At 63.7% G+C, this 10,216-nt stretch carries 7 protein-coding genes and 2 tRNA genes; 4 read left to right on the top strand and 5 right to left on the bottom strand.

Annotated elements, in window-relative coordinates; genetic code table 11:
- Positions 1 to 1,103: Nramp family divalent metal transporter (locus OC446_RS27360; RefSeq protein WP_262032113.1), on the top strand; the 1,103-nt coding region annotated here is incomplete at its 5' end.
- Between the two features lie 799 nt (positions 1,104 to 1,902).
- Here the strand turns inward: OC446_RS27360 and OC446_RS27355 are convergent.
- From OC446_RS27355 to OC446_RS27335, 5 genes are all read right to left on the bottom strand, one after another.
- Positions 1,903 to 4,611: a valine--tRNA ligase gene (locus tag OC446_RS27355; RefSeq protein WP_262032112.1), complete on the bottom strand. Its 2,709-nt coding sequence runs from the start codon at positions 4,609 to 4,611 to the stop codon at positions 1,903 to 1,905.
- A 220-nt stretch (positions 4,612 to 4,831) separates the two neighbouring features.
- Entirely contained in the window at positions 4,832 to 5,344 is a 513-nt protein-coding gene (locus tag OC446_RS27350) for a PopZ family protein (protein WP_262032111.1), read from the bottom strand.
- A 156-nt stretch (positions 5,345 to 5,500) separates the two neighbouring features.
- On the bottom strand, positions 5,501 to 6,862 hold the full coding sequence (locus OC446_RS27345; protein ID WP_262032114.1) for a TolC family outer membrane protein: 1,362 nt from the start codon (positions 6,860 to 6,862) through the stop codon (positions 5,501 to 5,503).
- Positions 6,863 to 7,113: 251 nt separating this feature from the next.
- Positions 7,114 to 7,776: a protein-L-isoaspartate O-methyltransferase family protein gene (locus OC446_RS27340; protein WP_262032110.1), complete on the bottom strand. Its 663-nt coding sequence runs from the start codon at positions 7,774 to 7,776 to the stop codon at positions 7,114 to 7,116.
- Positions 7,777 to 7,798: 22 nt separating this feature from the next.
- A tRNA-Cys gene (locus OC446_RS27335) sits at positions 7,799 to 7,872 on the bottom strand.
- 213 nt (positions 7,873 to 8,085) lie between these two features.
- On the opposite strand from OC446_RS27335, the gene OC446_RS27330 reads away from it, so the two are divergent.
- The 3 genes from OC446_RS27330 to OC446_RS27320 all read left to right on the top strand — a co-directional run.
- A tRNA-Asn gene (locus OC446_RS27330) sits at positions 8,086 to 8,160 on the top strand.
- An 89-nt stretch (positions 8,161 to 8,249) separates the two neighbouring features.
- A complete protein-coding gene (locus tag OC446_RS27325; protein ID WP_262032109.1) occupies positions 8,250 to 9,728 on the top strand; it encodes a cryptochrome/photolyase family protein in 1,479 nt (492 codons plus the stop codon).
- A gap of 103 nt (positions 9,729 to 9,831) precedes the next feature.
- Positions 9,832 to 10,216: alanyl-tRNA editing protein (locus OC446_RS27320; protein WP_262032108.1), on the top strand; the 385-nt coding region annotated here is incomplete at its 3' end.

Below are 10,216 nucleotides of genomic sequence, written 5' to 3'. Positions count from 1 at the left end.
TCTCCAATATCATGGCGATCATCCTGCAATCTCTCTGCGCCCGTCTGGCGGTTGCCACGGGCCGCGACCTCGCCCAGGCGTGCCGGGACGCCTATCCGAAGCCGGTCTCCTGGATGCTCTGGTTCCTGGCGGAACTCGCCATCTGCGCCACGGACCTCGCGGAGGTGATCGGCACGGCCATCGGGCTCAACCTGCTCTTCGACGTGCCGCTGGAAATCGGCGTCGTCATCACGGCGCTCGACGTGTTCCTGATCCTCTATCTGCAGAATCTCGGCTTCCGCTGGGTCGAGGCTTTCATCATCACCCTGCTTGGGGTCATCGCGGTCTGCTTCGGCATCCAGATCGCCATGGCGGATCCCGATTGGGCCGGGGTGATCACCGGATTCGCCCCAACGACCGAGATCGTTACCAATCCCGACATGCTCTACCTCGCCCTCGGCATTCTGGGCGCGACGGTCATGCCGCATAACCTCTACCTGCATTCGGGCATCGTGCAGACCCGCGCCTATGGCGACACGCTGCCGGAGCGGCGCGAGGCGTTGCGCTTCGCGACCCTCGACTCGACCATCGCGCTCATGTTCGCGCTGACGATCAACGCCTCCCTGCTGATCCTCGCGGCCGCGGCCTTCCATCATACGGGCAGGACCGAGATCGCCGAACTCGGCGAGGCTCATACCCTGCTCCAGCCGATCCTCGGCAGCGCCATCGCGCCGATGCTCTTCGGCCTCTCGCTTCTCTGCTGCGGCCTGAACTCCACCGTCACGGCGACCATGGCCGGGCAAATCGTCATGGAAGGATTCATCAACTTCAAGATGGAGCCCTGGCTGCGCCGCCTGATCACCCGGGGCATCGCCATTGTCCCGGCGGCCGGAGTGACCATCGCCTACGGCGAGGGCGGCACGGCGAAACTCCTGATCCTGAGCCAGGTGGTCCTGAGCCTTCAACTGCCCTTCGCGGTCATCCCCCTGGTGACGATGACAGCATCGAAAGCCAAGATGGGCGAACTCGTCACGCCTCGCTGGCTCACCGTGATCGCGGGCCTCATCGCCGCCATTATCGTGGCTCTGAACGTGAAGCTGCTGGTGGATTTCGTCCTGGGGTAAGACGCGGGAGCCGCGAAGCGGGAGGAAATCCCCGCTTCAGACCGGGTGAGTGGATCCCCTTCCCGCACGACGTGCGCCGGGGATGACAGCCACTACGTCAAAGCCCGCAACACCACTCACACCCTCGTAGCCTCCCCGGACTTGATCCGGGGACCGGTCGTGACCGCCCACGTCTCTCCTCCCCAACCCTCCACCTCATCCTGAGGAGCAGCGCAGCTGCATCTCGAAGGATCGTCTAGTGCTCTCTGGAGCCGCCCTCGTCCTTCGAGATGGTCGCTCCGCGACCTCCTCAGGAGAAGGCCGGTGATGAAAGCGGGACGGCCATCAGCCGAACGTTATGTTCTATCTCTGTTCTTGACACGCCGGCGAAGCTGGGCTATATCGTTCCCATTCCCGCCCGCCGAGGGGCGCGCTCGCGAGGCGTCAGCCAGTGTGGGGTGGGAAGCGGTCCTGTCGCAGGCTTCGCACCCCTGCGGCCGGAGGCCCTTGGTGCCTGCGGGCTGCCAAGTCTCAACGCCTAAAAGAACCGCGTGCGAGGCGCCGTCCGGCTCTTCCACTCTCACACACATAGCGAGCCGGATGGCCCTGAGCACCCTCCCTCGACCCCCGAAGGCTCGCAGCGCAAGCTGCGGGCCCGAAGGTGCTGGCTCTTTGACATGAACCGATCAGCACCCGCCCGTCATGGCGGCCTTGTGCAGGCCTTCCCGATTTGATGAGGCTCGGCGCTTCAATCCATCGGGATCACCGGCACGAGGCCGGTGACGACATGCTTGGACGAATTGCGTGGACTTGGATCGTCTTACGCGTCCTTCAGGCGGCCTAGCGCCTCTTCCATCTTAGCCTTGCGGGCCAGTGCCTCGTCGCGGCGCTCGCGCTGCTCCTCGACGACTTCCTCGGGCGCGCGCTTGATGAAATCCGCGTTCCCGAGCTTCGCGTCGATCTTCGTCACATCCGCATCGAGCTTCTGGATTTCCTTGGCGAGGCGGGCACGCTCGGCGTCGAGGTCGATCACGCCTTCCAGCGGCAGGGCCGCCACTTCGCCGCGGATCAGAAGCTGGATCGAGCTCTTGGGAGCCGCATCGGCGAAGGAGATCTCGGACAGGCGCGCGAGGCGCCTCACGATATCGCCCCAGCGTCCCGCGCGGGCCTTCACGTCCTCCGAGGACGCGACGAGCGCGAGCGGGATCTGCGCGCCGGCCGGCACGTTCGTCTCGGAACGGGCGGAGCGGATCTCGGTGACGAGGTCCACCACCCAGCCGATCTCGGCTTCGGCCTGAGGATCGATCAGGTGATCGAGGTTCGACCAGGGAGCCAGAGCCAGGATCGTTTCGCGCTTCGGGCCCTCCTGCCCTTTCACCTCCCACAGCTCCTCCGTGAGGAACGGCATGATCGGGTGCAGGAGCTTGCAGATCTCGTCCAGGATGAACGCGATGGTCGCGCGGGTCTCATCCTTGGCGGACGAATCCGCGCCCTGCAGCACGGGCTTGGAGAGTTCGAGCGTCCAGTCGCAGAACACGTTCCACACGAAGCGATAGGCTGCGCCCGCCGCCTCGTTGAACTTGTAACCCTGGATGCCGGCCGCAACCTCGTTGATCGCCTTGGCGCATTCGCTGAGCGCCCACTTGTTGAGCGTCTCCTTGACCGAAGCCGGATCGAAGCCGTCGACACGCTTGCACTCGTTCATCTCTGCGAAGCGGGCCGCGTTCCAGATCTTGGTCGCGAAGTTGCGGTAGTTCTCGACGCGCTGGACCGACAGCTTGATGTCGCGTCCCTGGGCGGCCATCGAGGTGAGGGTCATGCGCAGCGCGTCCGCGCCGTATTGCTCCACCACATCGAGCGGATCGATGACGTTGCCTTTCGACTTCGACATCTTGGCGCCCTTCTCGTCGCGGACGAGGGCGTGGATATAGACCGTGTCGAAGGGCACTTCGTCCATGAAGTGCAGGCCCATCATCATCATCCGGGCGACCCAGAAGAAGATGATGTCGAAGCCCGTCACAAGGGTGTTCGTCGGGTAGTAGCGCTTCAGCTCCGGCGTATCGTCCGGCCAGCCCAGGGTCGAGAACGGCCACAGGGCCGAGGAGAACCAGGTGTCGAGCACGTCCTCGTCGCGCGTGAGCGGCACGTCGCGGCCATTCTTCGCCCGTGCCTGGGCCTTGGCGTCGTCCTCGCTGAGGGCGACATAGACGTTGCCCTGGTCGTCGTACCAGGCCGGGATCTGGTGGCCCCACCAGAGCTGGCGCGAGACGCACCACGGCTCGATGTTCTCGAGCCACTGGAAATAGGTCTTCTCCCAGTTCTCGGGCACGAACTTGGTCTGGCCCTTGCGCACCGCGCCGAGCGCCCGCTCCGCGAGCGGCTTCACGTTCAGGTACCACTGATCCGTCAGATAGGGCTCGATCACGACATTGGAGCGGTCGCCGTGCGGCACCGTATGAGCGTGCGGCTCGATCTGCACGAGCATCTCGCGCGCTTCGAGCATCGCGACGATGCGCTTGCGCGCCTCGAAGCGGTCCATGCCTTCGAGGGCCAGAACCTCCTTGAGATCCTCCGTCTGGGCCAAGCCGTCGAGGAAAGCCTCGTTGCCGGCCAGCCGCAGCTCTGCCTCGGTGCCGAAGATGTTGATCAGCGGCAGCTTGTGGCGCTTGCCGACCTCGAAATCGTTGAAATCGTGCGCGGGCGTGATCTTGACCGCGCCGGTGCCCTTCTCCGGGTCCGAATATTCGTCGGCCACGATGGGAATGCGCCGGCCCGTGAGGGGCAGAATGGCGAACTTGCCGACCAGATCCTTGTACCGCTCGTCCTCGGGATGGACGGCCACAGCCACGTCACCGAGCATCGTCTCGGGCCGCGTGGTGGCGACCGTGATTGACCGGTCCGGCAAGCCCTCGATGGCATAGCGGATGTGCCAGAGATGGCCCTTCACATCGACCTGGATCACTTCCAGGTCGGAAATGGCCGTCTGGAACTTGGGGTCCCAGTTCACAAGGCGCTTGTCCTTGTACATCAGGCCCTGGTTATAAAGGTCGACGAAGACCTTCAGGACCGCCTGGGACAGGCCCTCGTCCATGGTAAAGCGCTCGCGCGACCAGTCGCAGGAGGCACCGAGGCGCTTGAGCTGGCGCACGATGGTGCCGCCGGACTCCTCCTTCCACTCCCAGACCCGCTTGACGAACTCCTCACGGCCGAGGTCGCGGCGCTGGATCTGGCGCTCGGCCAGCCGGCGTTCCACGACCATCTGGGTGGCGATGCCCGCGTGGTCCATGCCCGGCTGCCAGAGCACGTCCTTGCCGCGCATGCGCTCGAAGCGGCAGAGAATGTCCTGGATCGTGTTGTTGAGAGCGTGCCCCATATGGAGCGAGCCGGTCACGTTCGGCGGCGGAATGACGATCGTGTAGGGTACCGCGTCCTTGCGATCCGCACGGCCGGCCTTGAAGGCCTCGGCCTCTTCCCAGCGAGTGGAAATGCGAGCTTCGACAGCGGAAGGATCGAACGTCTTGTCCATCATGATGAGTACCGGCCTTTGGGGCGCGAGAAACGCGCAAGCAAGACGGCTACAAACCGGACGGATCGGTCGAAGTCAACAGAGGGGCGACAATCTGAGCCCGACAGGCCCGAGATGTGACATCTCTCCTGGAATTCACCCCAAGAAATTCTCAGGCTCGTGAAAGCTTGGCGCTCCTTTGCCCCCAATCCGGACAACGTCTCGGGAAGAGGTCCTGGAAATCCTAACCTCGGCAGCGGGTCACGCGCTCGATCTCGTCCCGGACGAGCCGCTCGACCAGCGAAGGAAGATTGTCGTCGAGCCAAGCCTTGAGCATGGGACGCAGCATCTCCTTCATGAGATCCTCGACGGTCTGAGGCTGGCTCGGCCTGAAGGCCGCGCCGAGGCGGTCGAAGGAGCCGGAAACCGCGGCGCTGGCCTCGTTGGAAATCAGAGCGTCGACCATAGCGGGTTGGATCGGAGCCATAGCCGGAACCGGCTCATCCCGCTGTGGCAGGATCCTCCGTTCGCTTCTGAGGTCCTCATCGGACGGCGCATCGGCAACCAGGGCCTCTCCCCGGCTCCAGGGACCGAGCACCGGCTCGTTGCCGCCCACCGCGATCATCGGGGCGACGTGAAGCTCCGCAATGTCGAGAACGTTGCTCAGCGGTGTCGATCGCGGCTCGCCAGCCTCCGAAGATTCCTCCACCTCATCGTCAGCGATGATGCGCCGGATGGAAGCCAAAATCTCCTCCATCGACGGCTCGTTAACCTTCAGGCCCGCAGAACCCATAACCGCATCCAAATCAAAACAAGCAAGAATCACATTCAAGTGAATGTAGATGAAGTATTTTACGCAAACCTAAAGAAAACAAGAAGGGCCAGAACTTTTTGGTTCTGGCCCCGAAGCTTACTAACGACCGTCGGGCGTACCCGTGCCGACCCAAAGATCTTTAACTTGATCGTAATGGATCTTCGGGCTGTAGTGATTCACCCTGAGGCCGAGAGCCCGTGAATTGAGACGGCCCATCGCGTTGACGAGGCTGTAGGACGCCACTACGCGATCGCGCTGGGCTGTGATGAGGTTCACGCGGGCATTCAGCAATTCCTGCTGAGCGTTCAGCACATCGAGGGTGGTGCGCTGACCGACGCGGGCTTCTTCACGCACACCGCTCAGCGCGGTTTCGGCCGCATCGATCTGGGCCTGAGCGGCAACGATCTGGGCCCGGGCAGCTTCCAGCCGGCCCCAGGAGGAGCTTACGGCGGCGCGGACCTGATCGCGGACGGAATCGGCCTCCAGTCGGCGCTGCCCGGCCACTTCCTTGGCCTGGCGGGTTGAGGCATAAACCTGACCGCCCTCATAGATCGGCACCGTTAACCGGGCCACCACTGAGGCGGAGAGCGAGGCATCGCCCGATTGCTGCCGATCGTAGCGTTGATCGACAGCGCCAGCGACCCCCAGCTGCGGGGCCAAGGCACCTTCCTCGATCTTCACCTGGAGTTCGGCCACGTCGACGGCGTGCTGGCGCGCCTTGATGGCCGGGTGCTCGTTGAGGGCGACCTTCAGGGCCGCATCTACGTTACGCGGCGTCAGGCGATCCAGCGGACGGCCGGGGGCCAGCTGGGCGGGCTCGACACCGACGACCTGCCGGTAGGTCGCAATGCTGTTGCGCAGGGTTGCCTCGGCCAAGCTGGCCTGGGATCGGGCGGCCGCAAGGCGGGCTTCCGCCTGGGCGACGTCGGTGCGGGTCACTTCGCCGACATTGAAGCGGTCCCGAGTCTGGCGCAGCTGCTCGTCAATCACCTCGACGTTGTTGCGCTGCAGATCGAGGATCGCCGTATCCCGCAGAACGTCCATGTAAGCGGTCGCCGCATCGAGCAGAACACCCTGTTCGGTGGTGTTCAGGCTTTCGCGCGAGCCGAGAACCGACGATTCCGCGGCGCGGACCCGGTTTTGGGTCCGGAACCCGTCAAAAATCGTTTGATTGACCTCCACGCCGAAACCACGCGGGTTCAGTGCGTTTTGGTTCGTCGTATTCGGAGAGAAGCGCGACGAAGGCGACTCCGCGGATATCCAGTTCCGGCCCACATCGGCCACTCCGTTGACGACGGGCCGGTAGCCGGATTTGGCCTGCGCGACAGTCTCGTCCGTTGCACGGACGTTGGCGCGCTGGGCGTTCAGGTCGGGATTGTTGCCGTAAGCGCGGGACAAAGCGCTTTCCAAGGTCTCGGCCGACACCCCGCCGGGGGCCATCAGCACGAACACCGAGGTCATCGCCCCAAAGAGCAAGGAATACGTCTGCTTGGAATGCTTTTTCTTCACGCGCACCTGCCTAGCGACCAACACGGGACAATCGTGAAAGACGCCACTTTCAGAAACCACTGCGACTCAAAGCGCAACAATACCCAAGGGAACAGAGTCGGCAACAGCGCGTTGGCGCCAACTCGATTTTAGCTTGGGAGTGGCGCAAAAAAGCGACACTTCCGACTGGGGAAATTTACGGATTTGTTAGACTTTGGAGGAAATTAGAACGTGAAGCCGGGCGCCTGAACGAATGAGCCAAGGAGAGGCGCCGCGGCTTCGAACAGGCTACGTTCGCCGATGGCGTCGCCGGAACGGACGTAAATCGTCGCACGGGCGGCACGCCCCCGCCCCTTCACGCACACGAGACGACCGCTCTCGGCCAGCTGCCGGAGAAGGGGTTCGGGACGAACCTCGACGGCTCCGTTCACGAGAATGGCATCGTAGGGAGCATTGGCAGCGTAGCCCTGATCAAGCGGGCCGCTGACGACGGCAACATCGCCCGCGCCGCACGCAGCCAGGCACTGCCGGGCCGCGGCCGCAAGTTCCTCGTCCGACTCCACGGCCGTCACCTGGGCTCCGAGTTCCCGGAGGACCGCGGAGGAATAGCCCCGGCCTCCGGCAACGTCGAGGACCTTGTCGCCCGCGTCGATGGCGAGCGCCTGGATCATGCGACCCAGGATCATCGGAGAGAGCATGTAGCGGCTCTCTGCACCGTCACTGACGAGGATGTCCTGATCGATATAAGCAAGGCTCTCGCGGCCAGGGAGCACGAAGAGCTCCCTCGGAACGCTATCCATGGCATCCAGGAGAGACATGTCGTTCACATCGAAAGTGCGCAGCTGGCCATCAACCATCATGCGGCGCGCTTGGGTGAAATCGACCATGGATAGTGCCTTCAGAATTTGTTGGAGGCCTCGCCCGGAATCGAACCGGGGTGCAAGGATTTGCAGTCCTCTGCGTAACCACTCCGCCACGAGGCCATCCGGGGCGTGTCACGAACGCGACGGCCGCTCCATAGCAATCATCCCCCCAAAGAGCAACAGCCCCTTTTCGATCCGTCACGACAACAATGCGCTTGCAACCGTCGAAACCCGTGCTATATGCCTCCCACCTCGCCGACGGACATCTCCTCAGGGAACGCCGCGGCGCTCTAGAAGCTTCGATATCGGGCTTCTTCGAAGGTTGAGGCTTATTCCGGCGTGGCGCAGCGGTAGCGCAGCGGACTGTTAATCCGTTGGTCGTAGGTTCGAATCCTACCGCCGGAGCCAACCTTCTCTCTAATCTCCTCTCTTGCAAATGTGTGCTTCTTCGGCCTGTGCCTTATCGCGGGTTCGAAGCGTGGCTATGATCCGGCGCCATGAGCACCGATTCCTCCTCTCCCGTTCTGGTCTGGTTCCGCGACGACCATCGCCTTGCCGACAACCCTGCCCTCGCGGCAGCAGTGGCGACAGGATCGCAGGTTCTATGCTTTGCGGTTCTCGACGAGACGGAGTGCCTGCGTCCGCTGGGCGGCGCGTCCCGATGGTGGCTTCACGGGTCGCTGGAGGCTCTAGGCGATTCCCTCGAACGCACAGGCTCCCGGCTCGCTCTTTTCAGGGGCGACACCCATACGGAGATCGAGCGGATCGCGCAGGAGACCGGCGCCTCGGAGATTTTCTGGAACCGGCGCTATGGAGCGGCTGAGATCGCCCTCGACACCGCTATCAAGAAGCGTTTGACGGATCGGGGCCTCAAGGCGCGCAGCTTCGGCGGCCGCCTCCTGCATGAACCGTGGGAGATCATCAACCAGGCGGGCAGGCCCTTCCAGGTGTTTACTCCCTATCTTCGGGCCGTCATGCCCCGTCCCATAGCGGCCCCACTCCCGGCCCCGAAGCGAATCCCCGGCGGATCGTGGCCCTCCTCCCTCCGCGATTCCCTGATTCCCCTCGAAGACCTCGGCCTCGAACCCTCATCCCCCGATTGGGCGGGCGGCCTCCGGAAAGCCTGGCGCGCCGGTGAACCGGCCGCGAGGACCCGTTTGATGGATTTCCTCCGCGAAGGACTTGAGGGATATGCAGAGAATCGGGATCGCCCCTCGATGTCCGGAACGTCGCGCCTGTCGCCTCATCTCCGATTCGGGGAAATCAGTCCTCGGCAGGTCTGGCATGCGGTGGCGGCCGGGGTTGCCGAACATCCGGGCCTCGCGCGCGACGCGGAGAAGTTTTTGAGCGAGATCGTGTGGCGCGATTTCAGCTATCAACTCCTGCACTTCCATCCCCACCTACCGGTCAGGTCGCACAGCAGCCGGTTCGATGGCTTTCCCTGGATCGACGCCCCTCGAACCCTCAAGGCCTGGCAGCAGGGGCGCACCGGTTACCCCATCGTCGACGCGGGAATGCGCCAGCTCTGGCAGACGGGGTGGATGCACAACCGGGTCCGCATGATCACCGCATCCTTCCTCGTCAAGCATCTCCTGACCGACTGGCGAGAGGGCGAATCCTGGTTCTGGGACACCCTGGTCGATGCGGATCCGGCCAACAACGCCTTCAGCTGGCAGTGGGTGGCGGGCTCAGGACCGGATTCGGCGCCGTTTCACCGGATTTTCAATCCAGTGACACAGGGTGAGAAGTTCGACCCCGACGGAGATTATGTTAGGGCCTTCATCCCGGAACTCGCAGGCGTGCCCTCCACGTACATTCATCGGCCCTGGGACGCCCCTCCAGACATTCTTCAGACAGCGGGAATCAGACTTGGCGAGACCTACCCCGATCCCATCGTTCCGCATGGGCTGGCACGGGAACGAGCCCTGCAGGCCTTCCGCAGCCTTCGCGGCCCAGAGGCCGAAGAACAATCCTGACGCTCCGGCAACGGATCGGCTTGACCCGCAGAGGCCCTTGCCGTCAGCATCACCCTTCATTTTTTGAACGAGGCAGAGCGCCTCGTCACAACTCGGGACGACCATGACCGCCACCACGCTCCTGTTCCGCGACGACGCCTATGCGACCTCCTGCGAAGCGCGCGTTCTGACAACGACCCCGGAGGGCGGGATCGTCCTGGATCGCACGGTCTTCTATGCGCAGGGGGGCGGGCAGCCGGGAGATGTGGGCACCCTCGTCAAGGCGAATGGCGAGAGATTCGCCATTACGAATACCGTCTATGGAACGGATCGTTCGCAGATCGTCCACCTCGTCGGGACAGAGGCGGCTTCGCGCTTCGAGGAAGGTGAGACTGTCGAAGTGCAGCTCGATTGGCCGCGCCGCCTGAAGCGCATGCGCGTCCACACGGCGCTTCACCTTCTCAGCGTCGTCCTGCCCTACCCGGTCACCGGCGGGTCCATCGGCGAGG

Source organism: Microvirga sp. Mcv34, from assembly GCF_024519725.1.
Lineage (GTDB): Bacteria > Pseudomonadota > Alphaproteobacteria > Rhizobiales > Beijerinckiaceae > Microvirga.
Note: the sequence above shows the minus strand (reverse complement) of the source record. Positions and strands in the feature narration are given on the sequence as shown.